At 70.1% G+C, this 21,171-nt stretch carries 21 protein-coding genes; 5 read left to right on the forward strand and 16 right to left on the reverse strand.

All coding sequences use genetic code 11. The features are described 5' to 3' along the window. The first annotated feature begins 60 nt into the window (after positions 1 to 60). Entirely contained in the window at positions 61 to 423 is a 363-nt protein-coding gene (locus ACWEIJ_RS25230; RefSeq protein WP_449839695.1) for an STAS domain-containing protein, read from the forward strand. Positions 424 to 466: 43 nt separating this feature from the next. Here the strand turns inward: ACWEIJ_RS25230 and ACWEIJ_RS25235 are convergent, their stop codons facing one another. Then, positions 467 to 1,477, reverse strand: coding sequence for a hypothetical protein (locus ACWEIJ_RS25235; protein ID WP_449839696.1), 1,011 nt, complete (start codon positions 1,475 to 1,477; stop codon positions 467 to 469). A 500-nt stretch (positions 1,478 to 1,977) separates the two neighbouring features. On the opposite strand from ACWEIJ_RS25235, the gene ACWEIJ_RS25240 reads away from it, so the two are divergent. Both ACWEIJ_RS25240 and ACWEIJ_RS25245 read left to right on the forward strand, forming a co-directional pair. Beyond that, positions 1,978 to 2,817: a peptidoglycan-binding domain-containing protein gene (locus tag ACWEIJ_RS25240; RefSeq protein WP_449839697.1), complete on the forward strand. Its 840-nt coding sequence runs from the start codon at positions 1,978 to 1,980 to the stop codon at positions 2,815 to 2,817. A 41-nt stretch (positions 2,818 to 2,858) separates the two neighbouring features. Then, the gene (locus tag ACWEIJ_RS25245) at positions 2,859 to 3,680 is read left to right on the forward strand and encodes a CHAP domain-containing protein (RefSeq protein WP_449839698.1); all 822 of its coding nucleotides are present in this window, start codon (positions 2,859 to 2,861) and stop codon (positions 3,678 to 3,680) included. 64 nt (positions 3,681 to 3,744) lie between these two features. On the opposite strand, the gene ACWEIJ_RS25250 is transcribed toward ACWEIJ_RS25245, so the two are convergent. From ACWEIJ_RS25250 to ACWEIJ_RS25310, 13 genes are all read right to left on the reverse strand, one after another. After that, a complete protein-coding gene (locus ACWEIJ_RS25250) occupies positions 3,745 to 4,608 on the reverse strand; it encodes a class I SAM-dependent methyltransferase (RefSeq protein WP_449839699.1) in 864 nt (287 codons plus the stop codon). Positions 4,609 to 4,676: 68 nt separating this feature from the next. Next, complete coding sequence (locus ACWEIJ_RS25255; protein WP_449839700.1) at positions 4,677 to 6,221, reverse strand: FAD-binding oxidoreductase; 1,545 nt, start codon at positions 6,219 to 6,221, stop codon at positions 4,677 to 4,679. Positions 6,222 to 6,242: 21 nt separating this feature from the next. Next, a complete protein-coding gene (locus ACWEIJ_RS25260; RefSeq protein ID WP_449839701.1) occupies positions 6,243 to 7,118 on the reverse strand; it encodes an LLM class flavin-dependent oxidoreductase in 876 nt (291 codons plus the stop codon). After that, positions 7,115 to 8,446: an aminotransferase class V-fold PLP-dependent enzyme gene (locus ACWEIJ_RS25265; protein ID WP_449839702.1), complete on the reverse strand. Its 1,332-nt coding sequence runs from the start codon at positions 8,444 to 8,446 to the stop codon at positions 7,115 to 7,117. The genes ACWEIJ_RS25260 and ACWEIJ_RS25265 overlap by 4 nt, the downstream gene beginning before the upstream one ends. Continuing rightward, entirely contained in the window at positions 8,443 to 9,204 is a 762-nt protein-coding gene (locus ACWEIJ_RS25270; RefSeq protein ID WP_449839703.1) for an SDR family NAD(P)-dependent oxidoreductase, read from the reverse strand. Before ACWEIJ_RS25270 ends, ACWEIJ_RS25265 begins: the two co-directional genes overlap by 4 nt. Further along, positions 9,201 to 10,064, reverse strand: a complete 864-nt coding sequence (locus ACWEIJ_RS25275; protein WP_449839704.1) for a sulfurtransferase — start codon at positions 10,062 to 10,064, stop codon at positions 9,201 to 9,203. Before ACWEIJ_RS25275 ends, ACWEIJ_RS25270 begins: the two co-directional genes overlap by 4 nt. 21 nt (positions 10,065 to 10,085) lie before the next feature. Next, positions 10,086 to 11,249: an MFS transporter gene (locus tag ACWEIJ_RS25280; protein ID WP_449839705.1), complete on the reverse strand. Its 1,164-nt coding sequence runs from the start codon at positions 11,247 to 11,249 to the stop codon at positions 10,086 to 10,088. A 15-nt stretch (positions 11,250 to 11,264) separates the two neighbouring features. Next, entirely contained in the window at positions 11,265 to 11,780 is a 516-nt protein-coding gene (locus ACWEIJ_RS25285; protein ID WP_449839706.1) for a cupin domain-containing protein, read from the reverse strand. Further along, positions 11,777 to 13,000, reverse strand: a complete 1,224-nt coding sequence (locus tag ACWEIJ_RS25290) for a styrene monooxygenase/indole monooxygenase family protein (protein ID WP_449839707.1) — start codon at positions 12,998 to 13,000, stop codon at positions 11,777 to 11,779. The genes ACWEIJ_RS25285 and ACWEIJ_RS25290 overlap by 4 nt, the downstream gene beginning before the upstream one ends. Continuing rightward, a complete protein-coding gene (locus ACWEIJ_RS25295) occupies positions 12,997 to 14,130 on the reverse strand; it encodes an LLM class flavin-dependent oxidoreductase (protein WP_449839708.1) in 1,134 nt (377 codons plus the stop codon). Before ACWEIJ_RS25295 ends, ACWEIJ_RS25290 begins: the two co-directional genes overlap by 4 nt. Then, on the reverse strand, positions 14,127 to 15,353 hold the full coding sequence (locus tag ACWEIJ_RS25300) for a styrene monooxygenase/indole monooxygenase family protein (protein ID WP_449839709.1): 1,227 nt from the start codon (positions 15,351 to 15,353) through the stop codon (positions 14,127 to 14,129). Before ACWEIJ_RS25300 ends, ACWEIJ_RS25295 begins: the two co-directional genes overlap by 4 nt. After that, positions 15,353 to 16,159 (reverse strand): TauD/TfdA dioxygenase family protein, encoded by an 807-nt coding sequence (locus tag ACWEIJ_RS25305; protein ID WP_449839710.1) that lies wholly within the window; start codon positions 16,157 to 16,159, stop codon positions 15,353 to 15,355. The genes ACWEIJ_RS25300 and ACWEIJ_RS25305 overlap by 1 nt, the downstream gene beginning before the upstream one ends. Before the next feature lie 15 nt (positions 16,160 to 16,174). Next, a complete protein-coding gene (locus ACWEIJ_RS25310) occupies positions 16,175 to 17,149 on the reverse strand; it encodes an L-tyrosine/L-tryptophan isonitrile synthase family protein (protein ID WP_449839711.1) in 975 nt (324 codons plus the stop codon). Positions 17,150 to 17,336: 187 nt separating this feature from the next. Between ACWEIJ_RS25310 and ACWEIJ_RS25315 the strand changes: the two genes are divergently transcribed. Next, on the forward strand, positions 17,337 to 18,251 hold the full coding sequence (locus ACWEIJ_RS25315) for a LysR family transcriptional regulator (RefSeq protein WP_449839712.1): 915 nt from the start codon (positions 17,337 to 17,339) through the stop codon (positions 18,249 to 18,251). A gap of 202 nt (positions 18,252 to 18,453) precedes the next feature. On the opposite strand, the gene ACWEIJ_RS25320 is transcribed toward ACWEIJ_RS25315, so the two are convergent. Next, positions 18,454 to 19,053 (reverse strand): TetR/AcrR family transcriptional regulator, encoded by a 600-nt coding sequence (locus ACWEIJ_RS25320; RefSeq protein WP_449839713.1) that lies wholly within the window; start codon positions 19,051 to 19,053, stop codon positions 18,454 to 18,456. Between the two features lie 89 nt (positions 19,054 to 19,142). Here ACWEIJ_RS25320 and ACWEIJ_RS25325 point away from each other — a divergent pair, with 89 nt between their 5' ends. Continuing rightward, a complete protein-coding gene (locus ACWEIJ_RS25325) occupies positions 19,143 to 20,063 on the forward strand; it encodes a nuclear transport factor 2 family protein (RefSeq protein ID WP_449839714.1) in 921 nt (306 codons plus the stop codon). 42 nt (positions 20,064 to 20,105) lie between these two features. On the opposite strand, the gene ACWEIJ_RS25330 is transcribed toward ACWEIJ_RS25325, so the two are convergent. Next, the gene (locus tag ACWEIJ_RS25330) at positions 20,106 to 21,161 is read right to left on the reverse strand and encodes a hypothetical protein (protein WP_449839715.1); all 1,056 of its coding nucleotides are present in this window, start codon (positions 21,159 to 21,161) and stop codon (positions 20,106 to 20,108) included. Between the last annotated feature and the right edge of the window lie 10 nt (positions 21,162 to 21,171).

Here is a 21,171-nt window from a genome sequence, read left to right on the forward strand (position 1 = left end):
TCGTGACGCCTGGACGGCCGTGCCGGCAGCGCACGCACCCCAGCAGGAAGAACGACGGCCATGACCGAGCTCAAGCCGCGCGCGCCCATTTCCGTGCAGACCATCCAGATCGACCTCGTACCCGTGACCTCGGTCGCCGGTGAGATCGACATGAGCAACGACGACCTCGTCCGGCGCGAGGTGCACACCCAGCTCGGAGCCAGACCCGGCGTGCTCGTGCTGGACCTGAGCGAGGTCGAGTTCATCGGTTCGGCCGGAATCAACCTTCTCGTCCAGAGCCAGAGGGAAGCCGTCCGGCACGGCACGCGACTCGCGGTCGTCGCGCCCGGCGGCGGTTGCGTGAACCGGGTGCTCTCGATCGCCGGCGTGAGCGAGGTTCTCGACCTGCACCACGATCTCCCCAGCGCGGTGGCCGCAGGGTGAACCCGGATGACCGCGTTCGGTGTCGGGGGTCAGGAGGTCCGCGTCATCCGGCCGACTGCTTGATGATCGTCAGGATCCACGCACAGCTGTCCGGCTTGCCGGTGGCGGCGTTCAGGCAGTCGCGGTAGGAGTTGATCAGAGCGGTGGTCGTCTCGGCGCGGTGCGCGGCGGGCGACGGCTGCGGGGTGTCCGCGGTCTTCTCCGGCCTCGGGCACTCGGCCGGGAAGGTCTGCGCCGGGATCGTCTCCAGCGTGATCTTGTTCTTGGTCAGGGCCTCCACCGCGTCGGCGCACGCCTTCACCGTGGCGACCTTCCTGTCGGTGCTCTCCAGCTCGGAGGTCCGCCGGGCGCTCAGTTCGCCGGCGCAGAGGCTCGAAGCGACCAGGCCGGCCGCGAACAGCGCCGCGAACCCGTAGAGCGGGCCGGGCTTGCCGATCTTCGCCGCGCGCGTGCGGACGACGAGCGCGGCCGCACGGGCCTGGGTGGCGCGTATGTCGGTGCGAATCGCCGTCGCCCGCGTGCGCAGTACGGCACGCTCCTCCGGCGGCAGGCCGTCGGCTTCGGCGTCGAGCTCCAGCGCGATCGCCCGCTGCTCGTAGGCCTTGAGCGACGACTTCTCCGCCGGCGTGAACGCCGCGAACTCGTCGGCGCTGAAGTTCAGCTTGACGGTCTCCCGGTAGGCCTTCTTGACCAGGCGTTTCTCTTCGTGGTCCGCCAGATCCATCTCCGCCGGATCGGCCGTGGTGAAGACCGGCTCACCGACCAGCCACAGCTTCCCGGTCAACGCGAGCACGGCCCACCCCATCGCGCCGAAGCCGACGAGCGTCACGGCCAGAAGGACGAGTACTCCCCCGTCGCTCCACCCCCGGCCGGGCAGGGGCAGGATGTCGCTGAACTTCGCGACCCCCACCGCCGCGACCACCGCGCTGCCCACGCCGCCCAGCGTCTTGGCCGCGGTACCCGCGTTCGCCCTGATCTTGTCCGCCGCCTCGGAGAACCGCTTGAGCTGGTAGGACGCCGTGTCACCCGTCGCGGGCTCGGCCGGCGCCGTCATCGCGTACTCGCTCGAACACCCATACCGGCACATCGGCCGATCAGCCCACGACGTTGCACCGAACGGCGTACCGATACCGAGTCGTCACCTGCCTCACCGCCACCGACGCATCCGTAGTGGTGGATCCATCTCACGCGCAGAACAGGCGGCGCTTCGCCGGCAGCAGGAACGGCTCTGCTCATCGCCGTGTCAGAGCGATGTCAGAACTTTGTCAGCGCCATGTTCGAGCCTGTGCACAGGCACTGCGCTTGCGCTGTCCCCACTGCCAGAACAAAGGGAACGACCATGTCCAAAGTGGCCACTGCCGCGGCACTCGCCGTGCAGGCCTCCCCTTCGGGGACACCACCGCGTTGACCGACCTCCGCTGCTGACCTGGCGCCGCACCGCAGCCACGTCTCCCACGCAGGAAACGCACCTCCACGACAAGCCGCACGCACACGACTCCCGGCGCTGAACCGAAGCCGTGGCAAGGCTTTTGACCGAACGGAAAGAAACACCGCATGAACATGAAGATGAAGACCCGGGGCGCCGTCACGGCGCTGGCGGCCTTCGCCGTCCTGGGCTCCCTGACGATGAGCGCGACGGAGGCCGTCGCCGCGCCCGTCGTCAACATGGAAGCCACCGTCCTGGCCGCCCAGATCGACCCCCGGCGCGCCGACGACACGCTCACCCCTGGCGCCAAGGACTCCGTGCTGGCCGTCGAGCGCGCGCTCCAGGCGCGCAACCTGCTGGACGCCCAATGGGTCGACGGTTACTTCGGAACCACGACCATCAAGGCGTACGCGGCTTACCAGCGTTCGCTCGGCTACACCGGACTGGCCGCGAACGGGCTGCCCGGCGCGAGCTCGCTGGCCGCGCTCGGGGAGGGCCGGTTCACCGTCTCCCACGTGATCAAGCCGGGCTCGAAGGTCCAGCGTGACGGGTACGTCGTCAACACCCGCACCCAGGCGATGCTGACCGAGACCGAGCGCGTGCTGGGACGCCGTCTCAAGCTGGACCAGGGTTCCTACAACCCCGGTGGCGACCCGACCTCCGCCGGCACCCACGACGGCGGTGGCGTCGTGGACATCAACGTCGACGGCATGTCCGCCGACACCCGCACCTCCGTCGCCCGTGCGCTGCGCCAGGTCGGCTTCGCCGCCTGGGTCCGCAGCCCGTCCCAGGGCAACTGGCCGTGGCACATCCACGCGGTGGCGATCAACGACACCGACCAGTCGACCCAGGCGCAGAACCAGGTCGGTGACTACTACCTCGGCATGAACGGCCTCGGCAACCGCCACCCCGACGACGGCCCCAAGGTGCCGATCCACACCTGGGAGGAATACCAGCGCTCGCACTGACCACAAGCCTGATCACTGATACTTCGCGAAAAGGGAAACCCGTGAAAATCGCACCCACGATGCTCGCCGCCGCCGGGGCCGCACTGGCCCTCGTCGCGCCGCTCATGGCCGCCACCGCCTCACCCGCGTCCGCCGCGAGCCGGGACGGGGACTGCGACAGCGGAGAGTTCTGCCTGTACTACAACAGCAACCAGGCCGGCTCGATCTCCGACTTCACCGGCTCGATCGACGACTACGGCGCCACCCAGCCGTCCTGCTACGAGTTCAAGGGCGAGGGCGCCGGCAAGGGCCTGTGCGTGAAGAACCACGCGGCATCAGTGCGCAACCGCACCAGCCACACGGTCCGGGTCTACTTCAACAGCAACTACGGCGGCGCGAGCCAGGACTTCGCTCCCGGCGCGTCCGGCAACCTCAACGCCACGCTGAAGAACAACAACGCCAGCCACAAGTTCCTCACCAGTGGCGGCGGCGGTTCGGAAAGCCCCACCAACGACTACGACGGTCGTCCCCGCGGGTTCGCCCAGGACAACTGCACCGCCTTCGCGGCGTACCGGATCGCCAGCAGGCTCGGCGTTCCCAGCTTCAGCAACTCCTACGGCGGGACCACCTGGGGCAACGCCGGCACGTGGGACGACGCCGCCCGCCGCGTCGGCGTCACGGTCAACAAGACCCCGAAGGTCGGCGCCATCGCCGTCAACGACGTTCACCGGGTCGGCCACGTCGCCTACGTCAACGCGGTCCACTCCGACGGCTCGTTCGACGTCGAGGAGTACAACTGGAACAACCCGCTCGCCTACGGCACCCGCAAGAACGTGCACGTGAGCAACGCGCAGGCCGACTTCCAGTACATGCTCCACTTCTGATCGGCCAGTGATCACCCGCGAGGTGCCGGTAGTCCCTACCGGCACCTCGTGTTCGCGGGTTCCCTCAACGGCTCGCACGCAGCACGCGGATCAGGTTCAGCCCCGGAGACGGTTCGTCCTCGAACTCCGCGGAGCCGCCGAGGTAACCGGCGATCAACTCGGCGGCGGCGTGGTCCTCGACACCGGTGAACCCGAGGGCTCGCAACTGCTCGGCGATGCCGTCGGGGGTGAAGTAGCTGAACAGCGGTTCGCCGACGCCGGCCAGCCGATCGGCGCGTGCGCGCTGGTAGGCGTGTTCGGCGTCGGTGGTCGCGGTCCGCAGGTAGTCGAAGACCACCTCGACCGGCTGGGCCTGGCCGGCGATGTAGGAGAGGGTGGCCTCAGCCGCTTCCGGGGTCAGGTAGTAGACGACGCCCAGCCACACGAACACGGCCGGGTCCGTCCGGCTGAATCCGGCGGACTCCAGTTCCGTTGGCAGCGCTTGGGTTTCGAAGTCGACCGGCACGAAGGTCAGCGTCTCGGGGCTGTCGATTCCGGCCGTGGCAAGGCGTTCTCGCTTCCACGCCTGGGTGGCGGGGTGGTCGACCTCGAAGACGCGCACGTCGCGGCGCGGGTTGCGGTAGGCGAAGGTGTCCAGGCCCGCACCCAGGACGACGACCTGCCGCACACCGGCGGCGACGGCCTCGGCAACGGTGTCCTCGGCGAAGCGAGCCCTGGTGGCGAAGAACAGGCGGCGGCGCCGGTCCGTCACGGCCTCGCCGAGCCGATCGGTCGCTTCCGTGCCCAGTGTCGGCAGGTCGTCCGCGGTGTGGCCGAGCAGACGTGCCGCGAGGGGATCGGTGAAGATCTGTGCCCGGTCGACGATCTGGTGATACGCGCGGGCGTACGCGGTGACGAGCGCCGTCCGGCTGGGTCCGCCGTTCTCCATGGTCATGACACTACTCACGAAGTCGTCACCACCGGAGAAGCCGGTCGCCGGACGGCGCTCGCCGCGGCTCAGGGCAGCCTGATGGACTGCGCGTGCCGGAAGAAGTCACGCGGGTCCCAGCGCGCCTTGATCCGCTGCAACCGCGGGTAGTTCTCCTTGAAGTACAGGCCGTGCCAGTCCACAGAGGACTGGTTGAACCGGGGATCGCCGAGATCGGCGTCCGGGTAGTTCACGTAACAGCCGTCCGTGACGGAGTTCGGCACCGGCACGCCGCCCGTCTCCGCGTAGGTCGCGGCATAGGACTCACGAGCCCATCGCACGTGCAGATCGTCCTCGGCCGGGTCGTTCCAGAACACCTGCCACTGCAGCTTGTACGCCGCGTCGCGGTGCGCCGAAGCGGTGGCATCGGGTGCCACGTCGGCGATCCGGCCGCCGTACGAGGTCAGCTGCACGGCCGCGGTCGGGTTCACGATGTCGGTGCGCGTCAGGTGCGCGTGCAACGCCGCCAGGTGGCTCTCGGGGAACGTCGAGCGCATGTAGGCGGACTTGTACTCGGCGCGCAGGGTCGGGTCGTTCAGCGTGGTGTTGGTGGTGCCCAGCAGGCGGATCGCCTGCAGCCACGGCAACGAGCGCGTGTTCACGAACTGGGGCATGGCGGGCAGCTCGGCCATCGGTGTGGTCAGGGCACCCGGCGTCACGGACACCCCGGCGTTGATGTCGCGCAGGTAGGACGACAGCACCGACTCGGCGTCGGGAGCCGTCCCGTCGACCAGCGCCAGCAAGCCGATCTGGCCGGCGCTGCGGTGGGTCAGCACCAGCTGGCTCATCAGCTCCACAGTGGACCGCCGGTGCTCGACGTGCCAGGACGCGTAGTTCTGGGCGATCCGCCCGAACTCCGCGGCGCTGATCTCCTCCCACGGCCAGCTGACCGCGCTGACCAGCAGAGAGCCCGGCGGGCGCGGCAGCAGTCCGGCCGGATCGTGACCGGTCGCTCCCGGCGTGCGGAACCAGTAGCGGGTGACGACGCCGTAGCTGCCGCCGCCCGCGCCGGTGTGCGCCCACCACAGGTCGTGGTTCGGGTCCTGCGGCGAACGGCCGGCGGTCACCGCGCGGGCGCAGCCGTCCTCGTCCACCACCACGACCTCGACGGCTTCCAGGTGGTCGACGACCAGGCCGTGCTGACGGGCCAGCGGGCCCCACGCGCCGCCGCAGACGTGGCCGCCCATGGCGACCGAGTAGCAGAAGCCGGCCGGCACGACCACGCCCCAACGGGGATAGGTCGTCTGGTACGTCCGCAGGTTGGTGGCGCCGGACTCCACCGCGATCGCACGGCGGTGCGGATCGAAGTAGACGTCGGACATGCCGGACATGTCGATCACGATCTCGACGTCCGGGTTGAAGACGAAGTCCTCGTAGCAGTGGCCGCTGGACCGGACGGACACGCGCTTGCCGCGGTCGACGGCGTCCTGGACGACCGCGACCACCTCCGCGGTCGACCGCGGCAGGTGCACCGACTCCGGTGTGCCGCGGTAGCGCTGGTTCAGGCCGCTGACCAGGTCGGCGTACCGCGCCTCCTGTTGTGTCACCACGCCGATGTGTTCTTTTGTTTCCATGTCTCCCCCTTTGGTCGAGCTTCACTCGCGCAGGGGAGGAACCACTTCCAGTGCGACGCGCTCGAACTCCTCCTGATGCGCCTCACCCGGCCAGTCGAGGACGAAGTCCGACACGCCGATTCCCCCGAAGCGGTCGAACACCTCCTCGTAGCTGTGTCTCCCCCACCTCGGGTCCCAGGGCCCGAAGATCGTGTAGCCACGCCGGATCGCCGCGGGATCGCGGCCGGCGGCAACGGCCAGCGCGTCCAGCTTGCGGTTCTGGGTGGTCGTGGCCCGCAGCGTCTCCTCGTCGGAGGCGCCGGGCGGGCCGTGGGTGTTCCAGCCCTGGGCGAACGCGGCCGCGGTGCGCAGCACGGTCGGTGACTGTCCACCCAGGATGATCGGCGGACGCGGCGTCTGCACGCAGCCGGGTGCGGTCGCGACGTCCTTCACCCACAGCACTTCGCCGGTGTGGCTGAACATCGGCTCGTCCGCGCGCAGCAGGCCGTCGGTGATCGAGACGTAGTCGGCGAACCGCCGCATGCGCTCCTTGGGCGCCCACGGGTCCTCGCCCACGCTGTGGTGGTCCCAGCCGAACAGGCCGGCGCCGATGCCGAGGTCGAGCCGGCCACCGGACAGGTGGTCGAGCGTCATCGCCTGGCGGGCCAGCTGGGCCGGCGGGCGCAGGATCTGGTTCGCCACCATCGTGCCGATCCGCACACGGGTGGTCGCCAGTGCGATCGCCGCCAGCACCAGCCAGCTGTCGTGCCACGTGCGCTTGCGATCTCGCAGATCACCGCTGTGGTCGGGCAGGTAGATCTGGTCGAACCCCAGCCCCTCCAGCCACCGCGCTCGCTCGACGAGCACCGGAACCGGCTGGTCCGGGTAGAGCATCACGCCGAATCGGCGTCCGGTCACCACTCCTCCAGAAACGCCGGCGCCTGGCGGGGGTCCGGTACCGGGACCCAGGCACCGCCGAGCCGCTCGTAGGTCCACTGTGGACCCTTGCGCACCAGCGCGTCCAGCCCGGCCACCAACCGGTCCACGTGTCCGGCCGTCGTGCCGAGGCCGATGCTCGCCCGCAACGCGCGGTCGAGATGGGGCATGTCCATGTCGGTGAGCAGCGAATCCACCATCTGGTGCGCGCAGAACGCGCCGTCGCGGATCCCGACCCCGTGCTCGGCGGCCAGTGCCGTGGCGACCAGCTGCTGGTCGAGGCCCGTCACGGTGAACGGCACCACGCCCACCTTCGGGTGGTCGTCGTCCCACATGCCGAGCTGCTGCACGCCCGCGATCCCGGCGAGCCCGTCCCGCAGGCGCTCGGCCAGCGCGGTCTCGTGCGCGATCACGGTGTCCCAGCCGATCCGCGTCAACGCGTCGCAGGCGACCCCCATCGCGTGGGCGCCGATGACGTTCGGCGAGCCGCCTTCGTGCCGGTGCGGAAGCTCGGACCAGGCAACGTGTTCGGTACCGGCGTGCTCGGTGACGAGAGCCGTCGCGCCACCGCCCGCCAGGTACGGTTCCGCCGTCGCCAGCCAGTCGGACGTGCCCACCAGCGCTCCCGAGCCGAACGGCGCGTAGAGCTTGTGGCCCGACAACGCCACCCAGTCGATCTCCCAGGACGCCAGCTCGATCGGCCGGTGCGCCGCCAGCTGGGCCGCGTCGAGCACCGTGCGCGCCCCGAAGAGCCGGGCGACCTCGGCCAGTTCGTCGACCGGCCACAGTTCACCGGTGACGTTGGACGCCCCGGTGAGCACCACGAGTTTCGGACCGGAATGGGACGCCGCCAGCGCACGGGCCAGCGATCGCACGGCCTCGCTCGGGCTCGCGGGCACGCCGAGCCGCCGCACCCGCGCGCCGCGCCACGGCAGCATCGCGGCGTGGTGGTCGGTCGCGAACCGGTACACCTCGGTGCCCTCCGGCAGCACGCGGCCGAGCAGGTTCAACGCGTCGGTGGTGTTGCGGGTGAACAGCACGGTGCTGTCCGGCGCGGCACCGGTGAACCGCCGCACCGCTCGCCGTGCCTGTTCGTACACCCTGGTCGAGACCTGGGAGGCGTAGCCCGCGCCCCGGTGCACACTGCTGTACCAGGGCAGGAACGCGTCCACCGCACGCCGCACGTCGGCCAGGCAGGGCGTGCTGGCCGCGTGGTCCAGGTTCGCGTAGGCCGCCACCTCCCCGGTCACCAGGGGAACTTCGAGATCGGCGCCGATCACCGGCGGCAGGAGGTCTGTCGCGATGGTCACCTCGCTGTCCACCCGCCGTCCATGACGAGCACGGACCCGGTGAAGAACGCCGCGTCGTCGCCGGCGAGGTAGGCGACCGCGGAAGCCGCCTCCGCCGGGGTCGCGATGCGGCCCAACGGGTGCAGCGAGTTGAAGTACGCCGTCATCTCCGGGCTGGCACCGACCGACGACTGGTACATCGGAGTGTCCACGGAGGCCAGTGCCACCGCGTTGACCCGGATGTTCTGCGACGCGTACTCCAGCGCGGCCGCCTTGGTCAGGCCGATCACACCGTGCTTGCCCGCCACGTACGCGCTGATCCCCGCGCCGAACCCGACCACGCCGAGCTGCGAGGCGTTGTTGACGATCACGCCGCCGCCGCGCCTGAGCAACGCCGGGATCTCGTGCCGCATCGACATGAACGTCGTCGTGAGCACGGTGAACAGGTCCTCGCCCCACGTCTTGGGGTCCTGCTCGGCGACCAGGCCCATGGTGCCCATCGAACCGGCGTTGTTGAACGCGATGTCGAGCCCGCCGAACCGCTCCTCCGCCGTGCGCACCGCGTTCTCGAGGTCCTCGTCGACGCTCACGTCCGTGCGCACGCCGACCGCTTCGCCGCCTGCCGCGCGGATCTCCTCCGCCACCCGGTCGAGCTCCTCGGTCCGCCGTGCCGCCAGCACGACCCGCGCGCCCTGGGCGGCCATCGCCTTCGCCGCCGCCTCGCCGATGCCGGAGCTCGCCCCGGTCACCAGCGCCACCTTGTCCCGCAGTCTCGTCACTTCGTCCCCCGGAAGGTGCGTTCGACCGGCACGCCGATCAGCGATCCGTATTCGGCCCACGAGCCGTCGTAGTTGCGAACCTCCGGCCGGCCCAGCAGTTCCCGCAGCACGAACCAGGTGTGCGCGGAGCGCGCACCGACCCAGCAGTAGGTGATCGAGCCTGCCTGCGGGTCCAGATCCGCGAACAGCTCGGCGAGCTCCGCGTCGGACTTGAAGGTGCCGTCGACGTTGACGACCGCGTCCCACGGCCGGTTCAGCGCGCCCGGCACGTGCCCGGACCGCTGCGCGACCTCGTGCGGGTTGTTGCCGGGCGCGAAGGCCTCACCGGCGAAGCCCGGCGCGAAGATCTGGCCGGAGTACTCCTCCGGCGTGCGGACGTCGAGGATGTTCTGCACGCCGATCGCGGCGAGCACGTCGTCCCTCGTCGCCCGCACCGCGAGATCCGGCTCGCCCACGCGGTAGTCGGTGACCGCGCGCAACGGCACTTCCGTCGACAGTGGACGTTCGTCCAGCTCCCACCGCGTGCGCCCGCCGTCGAGCAGCCGCACGTCCTTGTGGCCGTACAACGTGAAGTACCAGTACGCCAGCGCGGCCAGGAGGTTCGACCCGCCGGAGTACAGCACGACCGTGTCGTCCGGGCCGATGCCCTTGGCGGACAACAGGTCCCCGAACCTCTCCGGCCCGATGACACCGAGCCGGAGGTCGTCCTGGAACTCGTCCCAGCCGATCCACACCGCGCCGGGCGGGTGGCCCTTCACGTACTCGGTGTCCTCGTTGCCGGTCTCGACGAGCACCACACCGGGTGCGCCGAGGTTGCGTTCGGCCCAGTCACCGTCCACCAGAGCTTTGTCGCGCCCCATTTTCCATCCCCCAACGGGTTCCTATGCGGCTGAGACCTTCTCGGCATCGGCGACCCGATCGCGGTACCAGGCGAAGAGGCTCACCAGGATGCCCGCGACCGTGACGCCCGCGCCGACGAGGTAGATCGACTTCAGGCCGGGTCCGTCGATCACCCGGCCGCCCAGCCAGCCGGCGAACGCCGCGGCGAGCTGGTAGGCCGACGCGTTCACCGCGATGGCCAGCGTCGGCGCGGCGGTGGCGGTGCTCATCACGCGGGCCTGCATGCCGGGCACGACGGAGAACCCGAGCGCACCCACGACGAACACCATCACGCCGGTGAGGAAGATGCTGCCGCTGACCGCCCACATGAGCACCAGGGCGGCCGCGAGCGCCGACAGCAGGCCGATCTGCGAGGGCATCAACGCCCGGTCGGCCAGCCAGCCGCCGGCGAAGTTGCCGACCGCCGCGCCCACGCCGTACACCAGCAGCATGCTCGCGACCGTGCCCGCCGCGTACCCGGTGACGTCGGTCAGCAGCGGCGCGACGTAGGTGAACACCATCAGCAGCCCGGCGTTGCCCACCGCGGTGACCAGGATCGCCAGCTGCACGTTGTGGGCGCGGAACACCTTGAGCTCCGCGACCGCGGAACCACCGGCGCTCGCCACCGCGGGCACCAGCCGCCAGGTGAGGAGCAGGCCCAGCGCGCAGACGATCGCGATGGCCAGGAACGTGGCCTGCCAGCCGAACCGGTTGCCGATGAAGGTGCCGAGCGGCGCGCCCAGCACCATCGCGATGTTCATGCCGAACACCAGCTTGGACACGGTCGAGGCCTGCTTGCCCTCCGGCGCGGTCGACACCGCCGTCACGATGGCGTTGGCGAAGAACGTCGACGTCACCAGTGCGGTGATGACCCGGGCCGCGAACAGCATCCCGTACATCGGCGCGAACGCCGACGCGAGGTTGCCGACCACGGTGATCACCATCAGGGTCAGCATCAGCGGCTTGCGCGGGAAGCGGGCGGTCAGCGCGGTCAGCAGCGGGCCACCCACGATCATGCCGATCGCGTACGCGGTGACCAGCAGGCCGGCCGCGGGGATCGACACCTGCAGATCGGTGGCGACGTCCGGCAGGATGCCGGCGATGACGAACTCGCCGGTCGTGATGCCGAACACGCACACCATCAGGGAAATCAGGCTCAACGGCATATCAGTCTTCTTTGTTCAGAGGGTTGGTGCCGGGCCGGCGAATCCGTACCCGTAGGTCTCACCGAGCTTGACGATGTGGTCGAGCCCGTACGGGAACTCCTCGGTCGGCAACGTCAGTGCCTTGGCGTGCGGGATCTCCGCGTCGAGGAAGAGGTCGAACTGCGGCCGCTCCCCCTCGCGCGGCGTCGAGTGGATCGTGAGGAACTTGATGTCCGAGGTGGCGACGAACCCGTGCGGGATGGTCCGCGGGATGATCATCGTGTCGCCGGCTTCCGCGATCTGCTCCTTGCCGTCGCAGACCATCTTCAGCGTGCCGTCGAGCACGACGAAGACCTCGTCCTCGAAGTGGTGCACGTGCTGCGGGGTCGTGTAGCCGCGCAACCCGGTGTGCTGCACCACGGTGAAGCTGTTGCGCGTCGCCTCACCCGGTACGCGCACCTGGGCGAGCCCGCCCATCAGCCACACCGCGGTCTGCTCGCTCTCGGGGATGAACCGCCCCTTGTCGTCGAGCTCCATGTTCAGGTCGGTCATCGGGTTCCTCCGGGGAATCCGGCGAGGAAGCCGTCGACGCCCGCCGGACTGGACAGGGTCTGCCACATGGCGACCGGGTCGTTGAAGTTGCTCACGAACGCGTCCGCGACCCGCCGGTCCGCTGCCGCGGCCTGGAACAGGCCCACCACGTGCGGAGGCGGTGGCGCGAGGAACGCCGTGCTCCACTCGACCACCGGCTTCGCGTGCTCCCACAACGAGCCGGAGGCCTTGCGGCAGAACGACTCGTCGAACGGCCCGGTCTGCGCGCCGATGAGGTCCGCGAGCGCGAACGCGCTGTAGGAGCCCAGGTTGGCACCCTGCGCGGTGAGCGGGTCGTTCGTGATCCACGCGTCGCCGATCGCGAGCGCGCACCGCCCGTTCGGCAGCGTCGCCCAGCCCTTGCGCACGGTCGGGGTCACGCCGCCCTGCAGCACCTCGCGCGGGCCGATGGTGGCGAACTCGGCGGTGTCGACGCGTTCGCGCAGCTCGGGCATGAACTGCTCCAGCAGCGCGAGCACCTCGCGGTAGAACTTCGCCGGGTCGGCGTCGGCGTCGAGGTGGCTCACCGACTCCAGCGGACCACCCGGCACCGCCTCGAACGCGAGCACGTTCGCCCGGCCCTTCGGCGAGAGGAACGGGATCTGGAAGATCTCGCCGACGCCCGGGATCAGCCGCAGGTCCAGCTGGTTCGGGCTCTTCTCGACGATGCCGCGGTAGATGCCGGTCGTGATGATCCGCTGTGGGCCGTCGAACGGCGAGAGCTCCGGCACTCGCGGGAAGAGGTCCCGCATCGACCGGTCTCCGTTCGCCACCACCACGAGGTCGTGCTTGCGCGCCACCAGGTCCAGGTCTGGAGCGCCGAGCACGACCTCACCGCCGCGACTGGTGAAGGCCTCGAACAGGTGCGGCAGGTAGAGCCGGAAGTCCACGACGCTGGACGGCGGTGTGAGGGTCGCCTCGAACGTCAGCGGCGGGCCTTCTGGTGCGGACACGGCGACCGACCAGGCGAGCACACGTGCCTCGTCCGGCCAGTCGAACACGCCGAGCGCCCTCTCGCGGTCCTGGGTCGCGCCGAACCGGGCCGGGAAGTTCCTGGGAGAACCCGACTTCAGCCCGTCCGCGTCCTGCGCCGAGTGCACGGTGACCGGGATGCCGAGCTGCTGCAACCGCAGGGCGAGCTGCAGCCCGGAGATCCCGGCGCCGATGATCCCGATGCTCATGCGCTCACCGCCGCCGTCGCACGCAGTTGCCCGCCGAGCCACGCCACCGTCTCGACGGTGTACTGCGCGGCGTCCGGCGAGGCCAGCGCGGACATCGGGATCAGCATCGGGTGCCGCATCCCGGCGTCGATCAGGTCACCGATCCGGTTCAGCACGGTCTCGCGGCTGCCCACGATCGCCTGTGCCGCCACGACCTCGTCCGGGATGTCGCTCATCGCGCGGTCGAACTCCGCACGGGTCATCCTGTGCGGCAGCAGTTCCTTCAGCCCGCGGTAGTCCGGGCCGAACGGGTGCTCGTGGCCGAGCTTGCGCCACGAGGCCGCGCTCGCGTGCAGCGCCATGTACCGGATCAGCTTGGTCTGCAACAACTTGTGCGCCTCGGCGTCCGTGTCCGCCACGACGATCGGCACACCTCCGGCCGCGACGACCGCGTCCGGGTCACGGCCCGCCGCCTCGGCCGCGTCCCGCACGACGCCCCACCGGCGCCCGTACTCGGCCGGCTCGACGAGCTCGGACGGCACCCACCCGTCGGCGTACCGGCCGGTGAGCTTCAGCATCCGCGGGCCGTTCGCGCCGACCCACACCTCGGGCGTGCGGCCTTGCGGTGCCCGCAGGCCCATGAGCGCCTGGTCGAGCGTGAAGTGCTCGCCCTTGAAGTCGTGCGGGCCGACACCGTCGAAGAACATCCGCAGGATCCGCAGCGTCTCCTCGGTCCGTCCGACCTGCCGGTCGTGCGGCAGCCCGTACGGCACCAGGTTCTCGAACGCGCCGGCGCCGATGCCGAGCACCGGCGCGCGTTCGGTGAGCTGCGCCAGCGTCAGCGCCGTCTGGGCGAGCACCGCCGGATGCCGGCGACCGGGGTCGGTGACGGCGACGATCAGCTGCACCGGGCCCGCGTGCGAGGCGAAGCTGCCCAGCACGGTGGCGAAGTCGAGGCACTGGTCGGGTTCCGGCATCGCCTCGGCCAGCGGCGTGAGCTCGGCGTCCCACACCTGCCGCGGGAACACGTTGATCAGGTGGTCGAACACCAGGAACGCGTCGAGCCCCTGCCCGCGCGCGAAGTCCAGCAGGCCGCGCCCGGCCTCCACCGAGCCGACGGCGTCCCAGACCAGGCCGATCTTGACACTCATGACGCACTCCTCGCTGCCGCCAGGAACTCGGCCGTGGCCTGGGGCGTGCGGATGCTCTGCCACATCGCCTTCGGGCGGTCCAGGTTCGCCACGAACGCGTCCGCGACCCGCTGGTCGCTCGACGCGGCGCCGAGCAGTTCCAGCACCTGCGCGGGCGGCTCGCCCAGGAACGTGTTCGTCCAGTCGACGACCGGCTGCGCGGTCTGCCACAACGTGTCCGCCACCATCCGGCAGAACGCCTCGTCGTACGGTCCGTTGTGGACGGACAGCAGGTGGGCGACCTGGAACGCCTGCTGCGAGCCGAGGTTCGCCCCCTGCGCGGTCAGCGGGTCGTTCACGATCCACGCGTCGCCCACGGCGACGGCGAACCGGCCGTCGGCCACCTCGGCCACGCTGTGGCGCACGGTCGGGACGAGCGCGCCCTGCAGCTTGTCGACCGGCCTGGCCAGCCCGAACTCGCGTTCGTCCACGCGCTCCCGCAACGACGGCGCGTGGTGCGTGATCAGGTCCAGCACCTGCTTGGCCAGCAGCTCCGGCGCGTCGTGGTAGTCGCCGAGGACGACCTCCTCGAACGGCCCGCCGGGCACCGCCTCGATCAGGATCGCGGTGAGCGGCCCGCCGAACGAGTGGTACGTCGGCGCGTGCACCTCACCGGCTCCCGGCACCATGTTCATGGTCATGCCGGGGGGATCGGGCGGGCGCACGCCGGTGAACAGGCCACCGAGCAGGTGCCGTTGCGCTGTCTCGTACGGGGATCGTGCCGGGTCGCGCGGGAAGACGTCCCCGAGCGCACCGCGGCCCGCCGCGACGACCAGCAGATCGTGCCGCTGCCCCAGCTTCGCGAGCTCGCCGCGCGTCAACGGCCGGTGCCGCTCGACCCGGCCACCGCGCCGGACGTACTCCTCCAGCAGGTGCGCGAGGTACATCCGGAAGTCCACGGAGCTGGCCGGTTGCGGCAGTTTCCCGTTGAACCCGAGGTCCGCGCCCTCCAGCCGCATGTGCATCCACGGGTTGTCGAACTCGCTCGACGCCCACTTCGAGATGCCGAGCACGGCCTCCCGTTCGCGGGTGGAGGCGAACCGCGTCACGAAGTTCAGCGGTGGCCCGGCCCGCAGGTCGTCCGGGTCCTGCGGGGAGTGCAGCACGGCGTCGATGCCGAGCTGCTGCAGGCGGAGTGCGAGGTGGAGACCGGAGATCCCGGCCCCCACGATGCCGATGCTCATCAAATGACCTCGACCCGCTGCAGGTGCCGGTTGGTCGGGCCGGAGAAGGCGTTGCGGCCGTGGATCAACGAGAAGTTGTCCGCCAGCAGGATGTCGCCCGCCTGCCACTCGTGGTCGTAGCAGTACTCGCGGCGGTGCACCGTGGTCGCCAGCGACTTCAGGAACTCCTCCTGGTCGTCGACCCCGTCGACGCTGACGAACACGGGGTTCTTGTAGATCTCCGGGTCGAGCGGCTCGGCGAACCGCAGCACCGGCAGACCCGTGGCGGGGTGCTGCGAGACCAGCTTCTCGGTGACCTCACCGCCGTAGTGGGCGAGCTTCTCGGTCGTGTAGGTCATGCTGATCTTCGACCACTGCTCGCGCGTTCCCCGATCAGCGTCCCGGTAAACCGCGGTGGTGTCGGAGAAAACCGTTTCGCCGCCCGCGCCGGGAGTGGCGTCGAGGCACTGGAAGAAGAACCACCGCGGATTGGCCTCGACGAACGCCCCGTCCCAGTGGAACGGCACGTCGCCGCTCGCGAACAGGTAGTTCTTCGGGTCGTCCTCGACCACCAGGTCGACCACCTCACCCGGCGGCCATTCGAGGACCTCGCCCCATTGCCGGGACCAGTCCGCGAACTGCTGCTTCTCCATGAGCTGGAATCCGCGCAGCACCAGCACCCGCGACTCGATCGTCCACGCGGCGAGCGTGTCGACCGGAATGGCGGAAACGTCCTGCCCGCCAATCGGCGCCTCAACGATCCTGCCGAACGGCCGCAGCGGGGTGTGTACCAGGGAGTCGACCGAAATCGACGTGGACGCAGTCATGCCGTGACCGCCTTTCTAGGATTTGATGCCGAGATGAGGAGCGACGAAATGACTGGGCCGGCCGTCCCGCCAGACGACCGTGGCCTGGACCTTCTCCGCCTGCCATCGCTTGACCAGCGAAAGGCTCTGCCCGTCGTCCAGCACCACGCCGTGCCACGGCGTGAGCCAGCTGTCGCCGGTTCGCATCAACTGCAGCCCGAACTTCTCGGAGTGCGGTGGCTGCGGGTGGATGGACAGCCGCATGGCGTCCGGGAACCGTTCCGCGACGACCCGGCTCCAGGCGTTGCTGCGCAGGATGGTCAGGTAGGCGCTCTCCTTGGACTCCTTGCGGAGCTGGGACTTCGACGTCTCGTGACCGCGCGTGCCGACCAGGTCCTCGAACATGAACCGGTGGATCCCGTTGAACAGCGACCGGGCCGCCGGGTCGTCCTTGATCTTCGTCTTGAGGTCGTCCAGCGTGGCCGAGTAGTTGCGGTCGAGCAGGGCGCGCAGCAGCGAGTAGTCGAGACTGCCGAACGCGTCGTCCAGGCCCCACATCTCGAGCGACGTCCAGTTCGCCGTCTCGATCATGTTGGTCAGGCTCTCCCGGTACGCGGTGACCGCCGCGTCGCTGACACCCACGACGTCGCCGAACACGTGGCCGTCCGAGCAGATCGTGATGCGCGCGCCAGGGGCGTAGAAGTGCGCGATGTAGTCGCACAACGACTGCAGGAAATGAAGGGCCAGGCGCTCGCCCATGTCCGGCAACGCACCCAGGACCTTGTCCCGGTTGGGTGACTTGGCCGGAAAAGCAGGGATCACGAAATGGATTTGTTCGCCGTTGCGAACGAAGGCGTCGATCTTGGACCTGCGCGCCTCGAAACACGCGATGCAGTCCTTGTCGTCGAATTCACCCGCTTCGTCCAGACGGCGGTATCGGTAGAGGATTCCTAATACTTTTTGGGACACCTCAGCGGCCGAGGTCAAAACCCCGGCAGTACTGCCGCTCACACGAGCCCCCCGAAGGCAATGGAGTTGTCAGATATCACCCGGTCGGACGAATGCCTGCACTGAGTCATGCCGACCGAGAACTGGCCCCCAGGTTGCCAGTGATCACTCGCCGCAGGCAACCGCATACCGATAGCGACTTCGCGTAGAATGATAATGTGGCGATTATCGATCTAGCTCGGGATATGCCATGACCAGCGCGGACGACCCGACCGCGCACCAACTTCGACTGCTGCTCGTGCTGGCCGAGGAGCTGCACTTCGGCAGAGCGGCCAGTCGCCTGTACCTGACCCAGCCCGCACTCAGCCAGCAGATCAGGTCGCTCGAGCACCGTCTCGGTGTCGAGTTGTTCATCCGCACCAGCAGACGCGTGGAGCTCACCAAGCACGGCCAGTCCCTGCTGCCGTACGCCAAGGCCGTCGTCGACGCGAGCGACGCCCTGCGCGCCGCCGCCCGCCGCGCCGCCAGCCCGAGCAAGCTGCGCCTGGGCGTCTGCGAGAGCTTCGGCGCGCTCACCCCGACCCGCCAGGTGATCGCCAAGTTGTCCGAGCGCCACCCCGAACTGGGCCCGGACGTGCACGTGGCCGACGACTTCACCGAGCAGCTCGCGATGCTGACCGACGGCGTGATCGACGCGGCGTTCGTCTACCTGCCGGTGCCGGAAGGCCTGACCGCGCACGTGCTCAGGACCGAGCCACGACTGGTCTGCATGGCGGTGACCGACCCGCTCTCCCAGCGCGAGTCGGTGTCGCTCGCCGACCTCGCCGACCGCCCGGTGGTGAGCCTCGGCTCGGACACGTTCCGCGTGGGCCGCGACTACTGGGCGCACGACCCCAGACCCGACGGCACCAGGGTCCGCTACACCGACCACCAGGTGACCCGCTTCGAGTCGCTGCTGTCCGCGGTCTCGCTGGGCAACGCGATCGCGTTCGTGCCCGCCGCGGCCATGACCCTGTACCCGCGCCCGGACCTGCGCTACCTGCCGGTGGACGATCTGCCCGGCTGCGCCTTCGGGGTCGTGTGGCACTCGAACGACCACGACAAACCCAAGATCGCCGCACTGGAGGACGTCGCGCACCGCGTCCGCAAGGCGGCTGCGGTCTGAACCGGCGAAGTCACGTGGCGGGCGTGGGCGGCACCGCACTTCTTCTCGCCGCCGGGATCACCGGGCGCCCAACTGGCCGCCACTCGGGCCGCGTCCGCACGGACATGGCGCGCGTCAGAACCGACCGGGTGGCACCGCATTTCTTCTCGCCACCGTGATCACCAGCCGCCACTCGGCCGCGTCGGCACGGGCGTGGCGCGCGTCAGAACGAGCCGGGCTGCACCGCCTGCATGGCGTCGTCCACGAGCCGGCGGAAGGACGCCGTCCCGTCGCTCTGCAGCCACATGCCGTTGGCGACGCTGAAGCACGCGAGCGCGGCGGCGGTGAGCGCGGCCGGGCGCGGGTCGTGCTCCGCGGGGGGCAGGGCCAGGCGTTCGGCGACGAGCGGGGTCAGCAGGTCCTGCCACTGCTTCTGCTGCTCCACGCGGCCGGCTCGCAGCGCCGGTGACTGGTCGGTGATCCGCAGCAGCGTGAGGCCGTAGCGCGGATCGTGTTCGGTGGCGTCCACGATCACGTCGAACGCGCGGCGCAGCGCGGTCCAGACGTCCTCCTCGGCGGGGCGGCCGGCGAGCTCGTCGGCCAGCAGTGCGCCGACCTTCTCGAACTTCACCAGCACGACGTCCTCTTTGGACGCGAAGTAGCGGAAGAAGCTGCGCTGCGACATGCCGACCGCGGCGGCGATCTCGTCCACCGTCGTGGTGTCGTAGCCCTGCCGGACGAACAGGTCCCACGCGACGTCCATCAGCTGGGTGCGCACCGCCTGACGGGTCCTCTCCCGCAGGCCCTGCTGCTTCGCACTCACCCGGACACTCTACAGCCACTGACAACTTGTCAGCGACTGACACATGTGACATATGCTGTCGGCAACGTTCGCAGCACCGGAGGAGACAGATGCGTCCCACCATCGCCCTGCCCAGGAAAGTGGCCGCCGTCGTGCTGGCCGTGACTCTCGGCGCCGTGACCGGACTCGTGGCGCCGGCCCGGGCGTCGAGCCCGGTGTCCTCCTGGCGTCCGGCCGCGCTCGACCAGCACAAGGCCATCACCGTGCAGGTGCTCAAGCGCCTCTTCGAGGACGGTGACGTTTCGGTCGTGGACCGCTACATCCGTCCCGACTACATCCAGCACAACCCGTTGGCGCCCAACGGCACTGCGGCGCTCAAGGCCCTCGCCGGCCCGCTGACGACGCAGTTCCCGGACCTGAAGTACGACATCAAGCGCGTGATCGCCGACGGCGACCTGGTTCTGGTGCACTCCAACGTGGTTCTCACGCCCGGCACGCGCGGTTCGGCCGTGGTGGACATCTTCCGCTTCGACCGCGACGGCATGATCGCCGAGCACTGGGACGCCTCCCAGGAGGTGCCGGCCACGTCCGTCAGCGGCAACGACATGTTCTCCACGGTCAGCTCACCGCGGACGAACCAGCCGGGCCCGCGCTGGCTGACGCCGTGCTCCAGGTCGGCCGCCACCGCCTACTTCGACCAGCTCGTCGTCCGCAAGGACGTCGACGCGATCGACCGCCTGGCACCCGAACACCACCAGCACAACCCCTCCATCCCCAGCGGCACCGCGGGCCTGCGGGAGACCTTCACCGCGTTCTTCCAGCAGTTCCCGCAGCTGACCGTGGACCGCAAGCGCGTCATCGCCGAAGGGGACCTCGTCGCGATCCACGCCCACTACCGGACCGGTCCCGAGGACCGCGGTCAGTCCGTTGTGGACATCTTCCGCGTGCGGCCGGACGGGAAGATCGTCGAGCACTGGGACGTGGTGCAGGACGTGCCGGCGACGTCCGCCAACGACAACACGATGTTCTGATCCCGCAAAGCCTGCGGCACGGATGCGGCGGGCGTGCCCTGATCACCGCCGCGGACGGCGGCCTCGGGGGAAGAAGCCCTCGTCGTCGCGCGCCCGCGCCTCCTGCATCCGTTGCCGGGTCAGCGAAAAGGCCTCGTCGGAGTCGACCAGGCAGGCGGCGAGGAGCTCCCGTGCCGACGCCCGCACGCGGTCCAGGTCGCGGTGGCCGGGCACCCACTGCTCCGGTTCGCCGACGAGCAGCTCCCAGCGGCCGCCGGGCAGCTCGCGGGCTCCGGCGGGCGGCCCGCCGAGGCGTTCCACGTGACCGGGCGACAGGATCTGGCACCACAGGGCGTCCGGCACGACGAGGTCGACCACGGTCCCGACGTCCGCGGGAAGCTCGGCCGACAGCAGGTCGCGGGCGTCCGGGACCGCGGTGACGCCCGCCCACACCAGCCGTTCCGCGTGGGCCAGCGCGATGTCCCGCTGCGCCCGCAGGTGAGCCACGACGTCACCTGACGCGGTGAGAGTCGCGGCGGGCGTCAGGTGGGCGGGACCGGCGCCCACCGCGCCCGCGCGCGCCCACGTGGCGAAGTCGCTCGCCACGACCGCGGTCGGCGCGGCGGACGACACGGCGGCGGCCACGACGTCCGGACCGGCGGTCACCTCGGCCGAGACCACCACCGCGATCGGGTCGGTGCCCGCCCACTCCAGCACCAGCTCCGCCAGCCACAACGGCGGTGTGCGCGACGCCTCGCCGTAGGGCTTGGCCAGTGGTGCGCGCAGCCACGCCCGTGCCGCCGGAGCGAGCGCCTGAATCGTCTCGTAGCGCCGGCCGATGCGCGTGGGCACGGCCAGTTCGGCGTCGTCGACACCCGCGGCCCGCAGGCGTTCGGCGATGAGGTCCGGCGCCGCTCGCAGGTCGGCGGCGCCGGGGTCGATCATCAGCAGATGACCGCCGGGAAGAGCGAAGGGCGGCGACACGAACCTCGCCCCCAGCACCCCGGCCAGGTGCTCCAGCGCGGGTCGTGCGGCAGGAGAGCCGGAGCGCACCTCGAGAAGGATCGAGCCCGTCGAACCGAACTCCGCCCGGACGTCCTGCCGCACGACGATCGCCATGTGCCGATCC

The organism is Lentzea sp. NPDC004789, assembly GCF_053601075.1.